The sequence below is a fragment of the Hyphococcus sp. genome, assembly GCF_041986965.1.
Taxonomy (GTDB): domain Bacteria; phylum Pseudomonadota; class Alphaproteobacteria; order Caulobacterales; family Parvularculaceae; genus Hyphococcus.
In genome coordinates, this window is sequence record NZ_JBHIXB010000002.1 from 207,612 (window position 1) to 220,393 (window position 12,782).

Annotated in this window: 11 protein-coding genes; 4 read left to right on the top strand and 7 right to left on the bottom strand. The window is 56.2% G+C overall.

The window, feature by feature from the left end; genetic code table 11:
• The first annotated feature begins 83 nt into the window (after window positions 1-83).
• The 3 genes from lpdA to ACFC5L_RS10085 all read left to right on the top strand — a co-directional run bounded on the left by lpdA (window position 84) and on the right by ACFC5L_RS10085 (window position 5,056).
• Complete coding sequence (lpdA, locus tag ACFC5L_RS10075) at window positions 84-1,499, top strand: dihydrolipoyl dehydrogenase (RefSeq protein ID WP_375203072.1); 1,416 nt, start codon at window positions 84-86, stop codon at window positions 1,497-1,499.
• 31 nt (window positions 1,500-1,530) lie between these two features.
• Window positions 1,531-3,594: an ATP-binding protein gene (locus ACFC5L_RS10080; protein ID WP_375203071.1), complete on the top strand. Its 2,064-nt coding sequence runs from the start codon at window positions 1,531-1,533 to the stop codon at window positions 3,592-3,594.
• A gap of 997 nt (window positions 3,595-4,591) precedes the next feature.
• Window positions 4,592-5,056, top strand: coding sequence for a hypothetical protein (locus ACFC5L_RS10085; RefSeq protein ID WP_375203070.1), 465 nt, complete (start codon window positions 4,592-4,594; stop codon window positions 5,054-5,056).
• A gap of 65 nt (window positions 5,057-5,121) precedes the next feature.
• Here ACFC5L_RS10085 and ACFC5L_RS10090 read toward each other — a convergent pair whose 3' ends face one another.
• Window positions 5,122-5,490 carry a hypothetical protein gene (locus ACFC5L_RS10090; protein ID WP_375203069.1) on the bottom strand — a complete coding sequence of 123 codons (369 nt, stop codon included), beginning with the start codon at window positions 5,488-5,490 and terminating at the stop codon, window positions 5,122-5,124.
• Window positions 5,491-5,688: 198 nt separating this feature from the next.
• Window positions 5,689-6,045 carry a septal ring lytic transglycosylase RlpA family protein gene (locus ACFC5L_RS10095; protein ID WP_375203068.1) on the bottom strand — a complete coding sequence of 119 codons (357 nt, stop codon included), beginning with the start codon at window positions 6,043-6,045 and terminating at the stop codon, window positions 5,689-5,691.
• Window positions 6,046-6,225: 180 nt separating this feature from the next.
• Here ACFC5L_RS10095 and ACFC5L_RS10100 point away from each other — a divergent pair, with 180 nt between their 5' ends.
• Window positions 6,226-6,522 carry a hypothetical protein gene (locus tag ACFC5L_RS10100; RefSeq protein WP_375203067.1) on the top strand — a complete coding sequence of 99 codons (297 nt, stop codon included), beginning with the start codon at window positions 6,226-6,228 and terminating at the stop codon, window positions 6,520-6,522.
• A gap of 69 nt (window positions 6,523-6,591) precedes the next feature.
• Here the strand turns inward: ACFC5L_RS10100 and ACFC5L_RS10105 are convergent, their stop codons facing one another.
• From ACFC5L_RS10105 to ACFC5L_RS10125, 5 genes are all read right to left on the bottom strand, one after another.
• Window positions 6,592-6,843: a hypothetical protein gene (locus ACFC5L_RS10105; protein ID WP_375203066.1), complete on the bottom strand. Its 252-nt coding sequence runs from the start codon at window positions 6,841-6,843 to the stop codon at window positions 6,592-6,594.
• A gap of 77 nt (window positions 6,844-6,920) precedes the next feature.
• On the bottom strand, window positions 6,921-7,160 hold the full coding sequence (locus ACFC5L_RS10110; protein ID WP_375203065.1) for a hypothetical protein: 240 nt from the start codon (window positions 7,158-7,160) through the stop codon (window positions 6,921-6,923).
• A 262-nt stretch (window positions 7,161-7,422) separates the two neighbouring features.
• Window positions 7,423-8,772: an HlyD family type I secretion periplasmic adaptor subunit gene (locus ACFC5L_RS10115; RefSeq protein ID WP_375203064.1), complete on the bottom strand. Its 1,350-nt coding sequence runs from the start codon at window positions 8,770-8,772 to the stop codon at window positions 7,423-7,425.
• A gap of 23 nt (window positions 8,773-8,795) precedes the next feature.
• The gene (locus ACFC5L_RS10120) at window positions 8,796-11,024 is read right to left on the bottom strand and encodes a peptidase domain-containing ABC transporter (protein WP_375203063.1); all 2,229 of its coding nucleotides are present in this window, start codon (window positions 11,022-11,024) and stop codon (window positions 8,796-8,798) included.
• Entirely contained in the window at window positions 11,021-12,736 is a 1,716-nt protein-coding gene (locus ACFC5L_RS10125) for an ABC transporter transmembrane domain-containing protein (RefSeq protein WP_375210747.1), read from the bottom strand. Before ACFC5L_RS10125 ends, ACFC5L_RS10120 begins: the two co-directional genes overlap by 4 nt.
• Window positions 12,737-12,782 lie beyond the last annotated feature (46 nt).

The following is a 12,782-nucleotide window of genomic DNA, read 5'->3' on the forward strand; positions in this document are numbered from 1 at the left end:
TTCCTCTCCGGGTTGTTTTCTTCTGGGGCGGTGCGGCTATAGTCGCGCGCGAAAGAGGACCCAGCAAGCGCAAAGGACAGCAAATGACGGAACGTTCGTGTGATCTCGTGGTGATCGGGTCCGGACCGGGCGGCTATGTGGCGGCGATCCGCGCCAGCCAGCTCGGGCTCAAAACCATCATCGTGGAGCGCGACGCGCTGGGCGGGGTCTGCCTCAACTGGGGCTGCATCCCGACAAAGGCGCTCCTCAGGACGGCCGAAGTCTACACCAATATGAAGCACGCCGCCGATTTCGGCCTCAAGGCGGAAGGGATCGGTTTCGATCTCGACGCGGTCGTCAAGCGCTCGCGCGGCGTCTCGGCGCAGATGGAAAAGGGCGTCGGCTTCCTCATGAAGAAGAACAAGATTGAGGTGGTGAAGGGGACCGCGCGGCTCGAAAAAGGCGCCGCCGCGCCGCTCGTTAAAGTGAAGACAGATAAAGGCGAGGAAACGATCAAGGCCAAACACGTCATCCTCGCCACCGGCGCGCGGGCGCGCACGCTTCCCCAGGCAGGACTGGAGCCCGACGGGAAATTCATCTGGACCGCGAAGGAGGCCATGGTCCCCGACGTGATGCCGAAAAAACTCCTCGTCATCGGCTCCGGCGCCATCGGCATCGAGTTTGCGAGTTTCTATAACGCCCTCGGCGCGGAAACGACCGTCGTTGAAATGGTCGACCGCATCCTGCCCGCCGAAGACGCGGAGATTTCCAAATTCGCGGAGAAGCAGTTCAAGAAACAGGGGATGAACATCCTCACCTCGGCGAGCGTTGAAAAGCTCGACAAGGGCGCCGACGCGGTCAAGGCGACGATCAAGCTCAAAGACGGCAAGACCGAAACGGTGGAGGCGGACCGCGTGATCCTCGCCATCGGCATTACGGGGAATACGGAGGATCTGGGGCTCGAGGCGCTGGGCGCGAAAATCGACCGCGGCCATGTGACGGTCAATGAATGGCTCGAGACCGGCGTTAAGGGCCTTTACGCCATCGGCGATCTCGTGGGCGCGCCCTGGCTCGCGCACAAGGCGAGCCATGAGGGCGTCCTCTGCGCTGAAAAGATCGCCGGCGTCAAAGGCCTCCACCCCATGGACACAACGAAAATTCCGGGCTGCACCTATTCAAACCCGCAGGTCGCGAGTGTCGGCCTGACCGAGGCGAAGGCGAAGGACGCCGGCTACAAGGTGAAGGTCGGGCGCTTCCCCTTCGTGGGCAACGGCAAGGCGATTGCGCTCGGCGAGCCCGAGGGCATGGTCAAAACCGTCTTCGACGAAAAGACCGGCGAATTACTGGGCGCCCATATGATCGGGGCGGAAGTCACCGAGCTGATCCAGGGCTTCGGCCTCGCCCGCTCCATGGAGGGCACCGAAGAAGACCTCATGCACGCGATCTTCCCGCATCCGACGCTGAGCGAGATGATGCATGAGGCGGTCTTGGATGCCTATGGGCGGGTGATGCATGTTTGATTGTTTGCTGCTTTCTAAGTAATGTGAATGAATGACGGAAGAAAAACCCAAACTAAAATTTGATCATAATGTAATAGAGCATTTGGGTATTAAGCTCTATTCGAACAAGCCTGTTAAGGTGCTGGCTGAACTGGTGTCAAATAGTTGGGATGCTGATGCAACATCTGTCGAAATTGAATTTGGTTCTAAAGGTGATGGGCAGTTTTTTCTGGTCGCGGATAATGGTGTTGGCATGTCGCTCGAGGACATTCGAGACGCATACCTAATAGTTGGAAAAAAGAAACGTCGATCTCCCAATGAGCGTTCCGCAGGAGGGCGCGCGCTTATGGGGAGGAAGGGTATCGGTAAACTTGCGCCGTTTGGCATAGCTCGCAAGGTTGAAGTTGTAACTGTCAATAACAATAGGCTGAATCATTTCACGTTACACTTGGGTGGAATATTGCAGTCGGGTCGAGAGTTTGGTCAGTATGAACCGCCCTTTGAATCATATGATGTTGCTATCAGTGAGTTCGAAATTGATGAATTAAGCGCTGTATTAAAACCACATGTGGCTACGCTTATATCGAACGGTCAAGGTACGATAGTTTTTGCCTCGGAAATCACGACATCATTGCCATTTGACGAAATCGAATTGGGTGCCGTTTTGGGCCGGCGCTTCTCTGTTATTTTATTGCGTCACGATTTTTCCGTTAAAATTAATGGGCGTGAACTGAACAATGAAGAGGCGTTGCCTGAGTTTGAGTTTCGTATTCCATCAGACGCGGGAGCCTATGTAACAGAGTCCTTTAAAGGGCAGGAAGTGCGATTTTGGGCGGGTTTTGTAGGGTCTGCCGACTGGCCCTCTGATGAAGCTGGGGTTGGCATATATGCACATGGGAAAATAGTGCAGGATCGTCCCTTCTTTTTTAGCGTCAAAGGAAAAGAGCTCTTTCAAAGATATCTGTATGCTGTTGTTGAGGCTGACTGGATAGACGAGCAAGAAAATGACCTTGTTTCCACTGACCGCACCTCAATTGACTGGAGCGATCCCATCGTTGATGGGTTTAGAGAGTGGGGTCAGAAAAAAGTATCTACATGGTTAGATAAATACACCGAATTCAGGAAAGAAAAACAAATCAAAGAATTGGAAGACGTTGCAGCTAAGCGTCGAAAAGAAAAAGTTATCCCAACATTTTCTGACCCGGAAAATAAGGCGATCGAAGAGCTAGTGCTAAATGCCACCCAAGATTTGGGCAAGGGCGCTAAAGCTGAACAAACTCGGGACGAGTTATTGCTTGCTGTTTCGCAAGCGTGGATGAATTTGCCAACTCGTACGTTGATTAGAAATTTGTGGAAGTCTGTCGGCGGGAGTTTTGAAGCCAAAGATTTTAGCAAAGTGATAAATGAGCTTCGACGCCACTCTGTTCCTGAATCTATGGGGTTGGCATTAACCTTTGCCCAAAGGGCATACGCATTAAGCTTGCTACACGATCTGGTTCACCGTCGCGGAGAGGTCAACCTTCAAAAGCTTGTGGAGGAGTTTCCGTGGATAATAGATCCATACGGGGAGCTTCTAACATCAGATAAATGGCTCAAAACAACTATCGAAAAGGCTGCGCTAGAAGATGAAAGTGGGGAGAGGATTGGTGGCATTGTAAGCGGCATGTCTGATCAGGAACGGGCGGACTTTGTATTTTTGAGCTCTGCTGGCCACAAGGATGTTCATATTGTTGAAATCAAGAAGCCTGACTTAGAGTTGGGAATGAGAGAATCGCGCCAATTAATCGACTATATTCAGTATACAGAGACATTTAGACCTAAGTCGAAAGTAGTTGGTACCCTGATAGGAAATCCCGGTAACCCACGGCACGATCCAAAGTTTACTCCAATCTCAGTAAAAAGCTGGGATGAAATTTTGCTCGAATGCAGGTCGGCATATGTCGATCTACTTGCGTCAATGATCGAATACGCAGATTTGTCCGGAGATGATAGTCGTGTTGACCTTGTCAAAGAGTTTGGTGGCCCAGAAGTGTGGGCAATGCTTGAGAGATTGGCTGAAGAAGACGAAGATTTGAAGGCACTCTTTGAACGACTTCCTCCTTCACATTTGCAATAGCTATCGATTTCAAATGCTTCCGTTTCCCACGAGGAGGTGCCGATTAAATATTTCCCCCGATCATCCCGGCGAAGGCCGGGATCCAGCGAATGTGATAATGCCGGGCGTAGCCCGTCTTTTTGTCTGGACTGGGCTCCGGGTGGAGCTTGTCCTCGGGCCGGCCTACGGCCGGACCCGGGGGCCGGGGTGGTCGGAGAGGGGGGGTGAGTGTCTTTTTTCCCGCAAACTCCAAGCTAGGTGAGGCAGGCCCCCTCCGTCTCGCTACGCTCGACACCTCCCCCGTAAACGGGGGAGGAGGAGCATTGTGCGTGAGGCTGGCTCCCTCTTCCCCCGTTTACGGGGGAAGTACCGGCGAAGCCGGGGATGGGGGTGAATACGGCGCAAAAACCCCCACCCCAAAAACGGGAAAAACACCTCAAAAAGGCGAAAAAGGCCGGTTTTTTGAGGGTTGGTGAATAGTTATCCACCACTTCTGAACCTGCCTTATGATGCTTCTCACGTCCGGGCATGAGAGACGGGAGGCCACCGTTTCCTTTCGGTCCGGACGGGAGCGCGCGGGCGCGCACCGGTCTTGCGATACGGAAAGATCCGACCGCCCGCCGGCCGCAGAGGCCGGGCTTTCTCATGGCGCGAACGTCTGGCGGGTAAAACCGTCCGGCGGTCATGATTACGGCCGGTCCCGCCGGTTCGACAAAACGCCCCTGCGCGAGGCGCAAAGCCTCCGGACTACTAAATAGGATGGAAGTTTTGCGTCTCGCTTCTCTCCCCCTGATCCACTCGCTTTCCGATGAAAGGCGGTGACGATGATGCATGGCCGTCCGTCGAGGCTTTGGGCCTCGCGCAAAATTATGATCTGCGCGCGTTCGCGCGCGGGCCGCGAGGCGCAAAGCCTCCGGACTAACAAATAGGATGGAAGTTTTGCGTCTCGCGCTTCTCTCCCTCCCGTCACGCTCGCGCATTTTGAATGCGCGGCGCCGAACCCTCATGGAGTGAACACATGGCGACGAAACAGGCAAAAGAGGACGAGCGGAAAACGCCGGCGGCGTTGGGCTTCGGCGAGCTTGCCGACTGGGCCGGGATTTATGAGCCGGCCCCGCTGGTCGCGGCGGAGATCGTCTGGCGCTACGCCGCGAAAGTTTTGGCGCCGCGCGCGCTGGCGGAGGCGCGGCGCAAGGAAGGCGATCCGTCGGCGAGCCCGCGCGATTATGATTGCGGCTGTCCGATCTCCGTCGCCGACAAGCGCCCGCGCTGTTTCGGCTGGCGCGACTGCAAATTTCGGGACCGCTATGAGGCGCCGCCGCGCCTCGGCAACGATCCCGTGCGCCATCAGATGGAGAAGGCGCAATACGCGCAACTGAAAGCGAGCCTTCTCGCCCTGCCGGAGCGCGAAGCGCTCGCGCGCGTGGAGCGCATCCTCGACTGGTACGACCGCGAGGTGCTCGCCAAAAAGCGGCCCGTCTGATGGATCATGACTTTGCGGGCGCCGCCGACAGGGCCAGACACACCTCCGCATGCGGGCCGGCGTCGTTACTCCTGTTCCGGCTCCGCCTCGGTTTCCGGTTCTTCCGGCATGGGGAGCGGGACATAACAGGTGTGGCTCGCTTCGACGCCGTCGACGTCATGCACGATGGTGCAGATATCGGCGAAGGAGTTCTGGCAGGTTTCGCCCCGGCGGATCGACCAGCCCGGCCAGGCGCCGGGCGCGCCGGTTTCCATGCAGAGCTCGCGCGCGGCGGTTTGTTCCGGCGTTTCCGCTGCGGCTTCTTCTGTCGTTGTTTCTTCCGCCGCCGTTTCGCCCTGCGTTGCGGCGGCGAGGGCGTAACTTGTCAGGGCGCCGGCGGCGAAGGCGGCGGGGGTGAGCGCGGCAGCGGCGATGAACAGCTTGCGTATGGTCATGAGTGTGGTTTCCCTGAATGCTGTTGAGCGGGCCCTTGAGCGGCCAAAAGGCGCGGGGGGCGGCGACGAAACCCGAAGCGGGACGCAACGCTGGATGGAAACAGCCTCAAGCTTGGCCGCACTCTAGACCCGCGCGGCGATGAAACACAAACCATCATCTATGGTGCGGTGCAGCGTCAGGCGCGTTTGCTTGCGCGATTATCGCGGCTGATCCTGCGGCGCAGCCATGATCACCAGGCACACATCGTCGACGCCGTCCTCGCCGAAGATCCCGACCTTTTTCGCCGCGGCGGGGGAGAGATCGATGATGCGCCCCTCCACGAAAGGACCGCGGTCATTGATCCGCACCGTGACGGTCTCGCCGCCGTCGCCGTCTTCATCGGGGCGCCGCCGCACAAGCACCACCGTGTCGAAGGGCAGGGAATTATGCGCGGCGGTGAGCAGGGCCGGGTCGTAGGTCTCGCCATTGGCCGTGGGGTTTCCCGCGAGCGTCGCGTGATAATAGGAGGCGATCCCGCATTCCGGCTTGAGGCTCGGCGTCGGGGGAACGGCCATCTCCGCCCGCCCGCAGGACGCGGCGAAGAGAAGGATGAGGGCGGCGCGGGGCTTCATGGGCGGGGAGTATAGTGGAGTCGGGGCCCGCGCGCCTGCGAAACACTAGGGAGCCCTAGGGAACCCCGAGGGAACGATGGGCCTTTTCCGGCTGTTTCCCTGGATAAGCCAAAGGAGGCGGCGATGACCGCGACAGCGAAACATGACCACAGCGGCGGGCCGGGCCGGAAAGAAAAACAGGAAAAGCCCTCGGTTCAGACGCGCGAGGAAGAACGCGCCCTGAAAGAAGCCGAGGAGCGCGCCCATCATGGCGGCCGCGATGAGTGGCCGGACGAAGACGTGAACCCGGCGCGGGACATTCATGTGGAGGAGGGCGAGGAAGCTGCGCCCGCCGAGGCGGACACCCATGACGCGCGCCAGCGCAAGGACAAAACTGAAAAGGACAAGACCGATGGCAAGAAAAAGCCGCGCGAGGACTAGCCCCGCGCGGCGAAGGTGGACGGCCGGACCGGGAGGGTGAAAGGTCCGGCCGCTTAGGGCGCGCAAGGGCTAATTGCGCGGAGACTGTTGACGGGTTCGGCGGCCTTGCTGGCGCTCGGGCGTCTCAGTGGCGCTCGCGGCGACGTCATATTCGACTTCGTGCTCGTCGCCGGCGGAATGATCGTCCGCCTGCATCGTGTAGATGACCTTGACCTTTTCAAAGGTCGCCGTGTTGTCCTCGGCCCGCACCGGCGAGGCGAAGAGGAAAATCGCAGCGGCGAGGGCGGCGTAGATAAAGCCGAATGTTCTGGCGTAGCGCATGGCGGGTCTTCCTTCCTCGTGGTCGGCGTTAAGGAAGTCTTATCAGGCGCCCGGTTTTGCCGGTGTGACGGGCGTCACTATGGGCCGCGCTTCGCCCAAAATTCCGCCCGAAATGGCGTGCTTCCTAAAAAACTACACAAAAACAGATGGTTAAGGCGCGTTAAGGTTTCGCCGGTCGTGCAAGTTAAATCTATTTTCATGACCTTCAGCGATAGTTCATGAACCGGTGCCGCCGCGAGACGCTCTTTGTGCGGCAGACCAAGATCAAGCCGTTGATCAAGCACAATCGTTTCTGGAGATTGTTGATTGTCGCCCACGCTGTCAGCCCCGCATGTCTTTTGTTTTGTACCGGCGAACAGGTTGTTAGCCGGAACCGCAGCAATCTGAGGTTCTGCCTTATTAAGCGCACAAGTTTAAAATTTGGTATGAAATCTGGCTTTCAGGGCGACGGGCGCTATTAGGCTTACACCCATGAGCCTTGGCAAACCGTCCCATGGCGGCTTGATAAACACAAAATTAACCATGATGAATCTTACGGAACACTCAACGATGAGAGTGAGTCAGGCAGGTCAAAAGGCGTCAGCGTTCCGTAAATGCGCGGTCCAGCGACCTGGAAACAGGTTTTAAGATATACTGCATCATCGTGCGGGACTGGGTGACGATTTCCGCCCGGACTTCCATGCCCGGCGACAGTGCATGAGCATTTTTTCCCTTACCGATTTTCTGCTCATTCAGGGCGATATACGCAATGTAATAAGCCTTTCCAGAACGTTCGTCCGTAAAGCTGTCCGCTGAAATATGCGAGATATCTCCCGTCAATTTCCCATAACGGTTAGGATCGAAGGTCGTTACGGTCACGTCTGTAGACTGACCGGGAGCAATGTGGCCGATATCTTTAGGCTCGATGCGCACTTCTGCAAAATACTCTGCGCCTGTGGGAGTGATTTCAGCGATGACGCCGCCCGGACGGACAACATCGCCGCTCCCATCCACAAGCACATCATTGACGACACCCGCAACCGGCGCGCGTACAACAAGACGGTCAGACCTGTCACGCGATGACATGAAAGGTTTTTTTAACTCTTCGAGCTCGGCGAGAATTGTCGCGCGCTCCTCCGCAATGCGGCTTTTATACTCCGCTTCGGCGCCGGCGCGATCGGCGGCGGCGGCGTTCAAAGCGTCCCGCGCCTGATCAAGCCTTGTTCGCGCAACAATAGCTGCGGCATTCGCACTTGCTACATTCGATTTTGCCTGCAAGTAGGTTTGTTTTGACGTAAAGCCTTCGTCAATTAACTCATCCTGAATAGCAAGTTGTTCGCGTGCATATTGGAGAAGATCAGTTTCAGATTCCAGCTGCGCGGCCGCTTTTATCACCTCAGCTTTCGCTGAAGTTTCGCGAGAAACGAAACCAGCCATAATTGCTTCGTGCTGCGCCGTATTTGCATCGTAAATTGACTGCTGTTCCGTCACAAGTGAAGGCCAATCGACCAGCCACATAGAAAAGTCCGGGCTGCGCGATTCCGATTGGGCGGCCATACGTTCGGCGCGAAGTTCCAGACTGGCTTGCCTGGCGGCGAGGCGGTCAAATTCGCCGCCGCTGCTTTCAGGCCGAAGCTTGGCGAGTGCTTGCCCTTGCGTGACTGTGTCGCCCGGTTTCGCGAGAATTTCTTCAATGATGCCGCCTTCGAAATGTGCGGCCTCGCGGGTCGAGCCGTAAGGGGCAATTTCACCGATAGCAACCGACACTTCGCGGACATGCGCAATATTCGCCCATACCAGGATAAGGATGAAAAGGCCGCTGATGATCGCCATCGTCGCTTTCGCATGATGCGGCGGCGCGCCTTCTTCCAGCTCAAGAGGTAAGGCGAGGCCATGCCTTTCGCCGACTTTTTCCTGTCTCGCTGCAACTTTTATCGTTGACTTGCCCATAGCCTTACTCTGCCTGTCATTCCTCATGCTGCGAGGACCTTTGAAACAATATCGTCTGGCGCGCCGATGTCGCGCACGGCGCCATGCTCGAGCCATACCACTCTGTCTGCGATGCGCATGTGGCTTGGCCGTTGTGTCGTCATAATGATGGTGCTGTTTTTTCTCTTTTCCTCGATTAGGGAAAGGAGAGCCTGTTCGCCTGCATGATCCAGGCTGACGGCAGGTTCATCAAGAACATAGATTGGCGCTTCTTTTATGAAAACGCGAGCAAGGTTGATGCGACTTAGCAAGGGATCCGGCCATGCAGTGCGTGCCATCGTCGTGCATCTTGTTTCAAGACCCAGCTCAAGCGAGCCGCCGAAATACTGATCGATCCCGAGACGGCTCGCAATCATTTCAATGTCTTTGTCCGTTGCATCAGGGCGGGCGAGACGAATATTCTGTGCGACCGTACCATGGAAGAGATCGAGGGACTGCAGGCCAACCCCGATAGCCTGACGCCATTCACCTCGATCAAGCTGACGCAAATCAAGACCATCGACATAGATTGAGCCGGCCTGTTGCTGGTAGAGACCGAGAATGACGCGCAGCATCGTCGAAACACCGGAACCGCTTCTGCCATATAGACATGTCAGTTCACCGGGACGTGCTTCGAAAGAGACGCCGCGAAGGGACGGTTCTCGTTGTCCTGGATAGCGGAATGACACCTTATCGACAACGATATGCCCTTTAAAGCTGCGCGGGATTGACGGGCCGGTGTTTGGTTCCCGGTCCAGCGGCAGGCGGACGAGCCGGTTTATTTGCTGCAGGCTTTGCACGGTCTGACCCAGGGTGAGGCCGGTCAGAAACAGATTGCGAATAGGGCCGAGAACTCTCCAGGATAGCGCCATAACAGCGATCAACGCGCCGCCGGAAAGGTTTCCGTCAATGACCATGTTGACGCCAAAAGCGAGGACGCCGACGCCGGCAAGCGCCACCATGGATTGAGAGAATATTTGCAGCAGAGAGTTGATTTGCCGCGCATTCATGTTCGCGACAGCGGCTTCCGCCGACATTTTCCGATGTCTGCGCAACCAGACATGTTCTGCAGCAAGGTCATTGATTGCTTTTTGTGCGGAAACGGCTTCGACCATAAGGTTGTTGAGTTGGGAGCGCTTCTCACCGGATATTTTTATCAAGTCTCCGGTCTTTGGAATCGCCCAGCAGGCCGCTAGCGCATATAGGGCGATGAGCGACACTGGCGCCCAGACAAGAGGCCCGCCAATAAGCGCGATGACCGCAATAAAGAGCACGATATAAGGAAGGTCGAAAAATGCGCTGGCAAGAGGCCCCGTAAAAGCTTCATGCAGAGATGTCATCTGACGCAATCGGGTGAGCTGGGATCCAATGGGCGCGTCTTCTGTATGCGATAACGGCAAATGAAGAAGGTGACGAAAGGCTGTTTCATTGAGCTGTTCGTCAAGACGGGCGCCAAGATAGGCCTGTAATTGAACGCGAACACGCCTAAGAAGGTAGTCAGCCGCAATGATGATCGCGATGCCTGCCGTAAGGCCGGCCAAAACGTCATAGGCCTTTGCGGCGACCGCCTTGTCATAGACCGCCATCACATAAATAGGGGGCGCCAGCGCCAGGATATTGACGATAAAGCTGACATAGAAAATTTGCCTGATATGGGGCGTAAAAACGGACAGCAGCTCGTTCGTCCAGGAACGCGCCGCCGTATTCTGGGAGGCGTCAGGTCTCTCGACTTTTTCAGGAAAGATCGCAAGCGCTTGCACATCATCCGGAGACACTGAGGAACGAGAGCCGGCCACTGGGTCAAATATGACGATGGCGCCGTCTCGGTTGCGCTGTTCCGCCAGTTTCATGGCGCCGTCATTATACCGGAGGAAACATGGGAGGTATTCCGGGCGCAGATTCTTGGATGTCGCGGGCTCGACAGTTGTTGCAAAGCCAAGATGAAAAAGCATGGCGCGGAACGAAGAGACCGTCGATAACTCATCTGCATGAGGCATCGCTTCAAATACACGCCGGGGCCCTTGCGCCCACCCGGTCAGTTTCAAAAACTGTTCTAAGACAGCCAAACAGTCAGTATCGGCGGCCGCGCAGTCTTCCTCGTTATGGCTGAATGCTGCGCGCAAACGCGCCTGAAGAAAGCCGACAGGGTTTTGAGCCGGCAAAGCGTCTTCGCTGGCGATAGTTTCATTGCCATCAGCGTTGACAGCCGCGCTATGTTCTTCTGGCGTTGTCATGAGGCCTTCGTCTGAATTTTGGGCGCAAGCTCATCTTTTATAAGCGCGCCATTTGAAATCTTATAGGTTGTGTCCGCCATGCGCAGCAGGGACGGACGATGCGTTGCAATGATCGTGGTGATTTTGCCTTTTAGACGGCCTAACGCTTCAATGAAGCGTTGTTCGCCAGCGAGATCGAGCAGAGTGTTTGCTTCGTCGAGAACGAGCACAGAGGGTCGCATTGCAAGGGCGCGTGTCAAGGTGATGCGTTGCGCCGTCGGCGCCGGCACGTCATTGCCAGAAGCGCTTTTTAAAAGCGTGTCATAACCAAGCGGCATGCGCATGACCTCATCGTCGAGGCCAGTGAATTTCGCCGCCATGAGGGCGACTTGTGTCGGCGTTTCCCCAAACAGTGTGATGTTGTCGAGAATACTGCCTCTGAATATCACCGGGCTGAGGCCGACATAGCGGACATGGCGCCGCAAGATGTTTGGTGAATCAGGGCCACAAACGTCCGGGCCAACGCGGATTTCTCCTTCGCTCATCGGGGCGTCCTGTACGAACGCTCTTAGTAATGTCGATCGGCCGCTTCCGTCATCACCGGTAATGGCGACGAACTCACCGGCTTCAATGTCAAGATTTAGATTCGTAAATAACGGCGGCGCGTCGTCATGTTGAATTGTGACATTGGAAAGTCTGACAGGCTTTGGCTGAAACCGCTCCTGGAAGCGCTGGGGCTGCATATTGTGAGATTCGGCGCAATCAAAGAGAGCGGATACGCGGCCGCGCCTGTGTTGAGCCAATTTGACTTCATTCCAACTGGCGAGAGAGCGCATCAGAGGCTGTAAAAGTTGGGATGACAAGAGCATGCAGCAGGCCAGTGCGCCGAGCGTTAAACGCCCATCAAGGACAAGGGCGGCGCCCGCGCCGACAATCACCACTGTTGATAAGGCCGCATAAGCGTTATTGTATGTTTGTGCTGATCCGGTCAGCTTAATCATTCGCTGGGTAACTACACTCGTCGCCGATTGCAGCCTTTCAAAGCGCCGCATAATTTGCGGCTCCATCGCGCAGGCCTTGACCGTTTGAATGGCCTGAAGAACTTCAATGATGAAGTCTTGCTTTCTTGAATCAAGCTCTTCACGCGCTGCAATTGCGCTATTCAGCGATTGCGTACCTCTAAACGCGAGATAGGAAAATACGGCGAAAAGACCGACCACTGCGGCGAAAACCCAGCCCCCAATGAGGATGATTACGAATGAAAAGACTGGGATAAAGAGAATATCGACGGCGACTGTCCGCGATTGGGAGCTGTAATGGTTGCCAAGACCGTTGATGGCGTTCAGCCGCTCCAGATGCTCACTCTTTGACACTTTGCCGAATTCTCTCGGTCGTTCGGAGAGCATGGTCTGCATGGCTTTGGCTGAAAGATTATGCGTGAATGCGGCCGCCGACCAGTTTATGACCTTGGAACGCAGATATTTAAGAACGCCGTCTGTGGCGATGGCGGATGCGAGCACCAGCAGCAATACAGTCAGCGTTGCAAAGGCCGCGTTTGGCAGCACGCGGTCATATACCTGAAGGATCGTGAGGGGGAGGGCGAGCGAAAGAAGGTTGAGAACGCCCGAGGCGACATAGGTCGTGCGATTCAGTGACGGCGGGCTCAAATCGCCTCCGCCGCTGCCGTTGTGTTTAAACAACTCGGTCGCGAATTCCCGCACTATCGAACGCATACTCGGCTAACTACTTTAACTGCGCAATTCAGCTTTTGTTTATGGT